This window comes from Kitasatospora sp. NPDC127116 (assembly GCF_042677365.1).
Lineage (GTDB): Bacteria > Actinomycetota > Actinomycetes > Streptomycetales > Streptomycetaceae > Kitasatospora > Kitasatospora lactacystinica.
The window spans coordinates 1-1121 of record NZ_JBHXTL010000307.1; the positions used below are offsets into that span (position 1 = coordinate 1).

At 68.5% G+C, this 1121-nt stretch carries 1 protein-coding gene; it reads left to right on the forward strand.

Annotated features, from left to right (window positions below):
* Positions 1–1121, forward strand: a 1121-nt coding sequence (locus ACFVHV_RS43830; RefSeq protein WP_380359504.1) for a condensation domain-containing protein, incomplete at both ends; no start/stop codon positions are given.

The window sequence follows — 1121 nt, forward strand, 5'->3', positions numbered from 1 at the left end:
CATCGTGGTCCTCGGACGGCGCAGGAGGAGATCCTGTGCGCGTTCTTCGCCGAGGTGCTCGATGTTCCGTCGGTGGGGATCGACGACAACTTCTTTGCTCTGGGTGGTCATTCGCTTCTCGCGACGCGGTTGATCAGCCGGATCCGTACGACCCTGAACGCCGAGTTGGGCATCCGTGATCTGTTCCGCAACCCGACCGTGGTCGGGGTCGTGGAGAAGCTGAAGGACGGTGGCCCGGCCCGACCCGCGCTGCGGGCCGGAACGCGGCCGGAGGTGCTGCCGCTGTCGTTCGCCCAGCAGCGGTTGTGGTTCCTGGACCAGCTCGAAGGCGCCTCCGCCACCTACAACAGTCCCTTCGCGTTCCGCCTGCACGGCACGGTGGACGTCGAGGCCCTGCGCGGCGCGATCGGCGACGTCGTCGCCCGGCACGAGGCCCTGCGTACGGTCTATCCGACGGTCGGTGGTCAGCCCCGGCAGCTGATTCTGCCGGTCGAGGACGCCCGGGTTCCGTTCACGGTCGAGCCGTGCGCGGAGGAGGAGCTGGCGGAGCGGATCAATGCGGAGGCCTTCGGCCTCTTCAGTCTCTCGACCGAACTGCCGCTCCGCGTGGCGCTGTTCACGCTCGGCGAGGGAGAGTCCGTCCTCGTCCTGACCTTGCACCACATCGCGAGTGACGGTTGGTCCTCCGGTCCGCTCTGGTCGGGTATCGCCTCGGCCTACCGGGCCCGGCTGGCCGGTTCCGTGCCGCTCTGGGAGCCGCTGGCGGTCCAGTACGCCGACTACACCCTCTGGCAGCACAACCAGCTCGGCGAGATTCTCGACGAGCAGCTGACGTACTGGCGCGATCTGCTGGGTGAACTGCCGCAGGAGATGGCCTTGCCGTTCGACCGGCCCCGCCCTGCCGCCGCGTCGCATGACGGCGAGCTGCTGGAGTTCCATCTCGACGCCCAACTGCATGCCGAACTGGACGCGTTGGCGCGCCGCCACGGGGTCACTCTGTTCATGGTGCTGCATGCGGCGCTGGCTGCTCTGCTGTCGCGGCTGGGTGCGGGGACGGATGTTCCGATCGGGACGGTGGTGGCGGGGCGTTCGGACCAGGCGTTGGACGAGCTGGTCGGGTT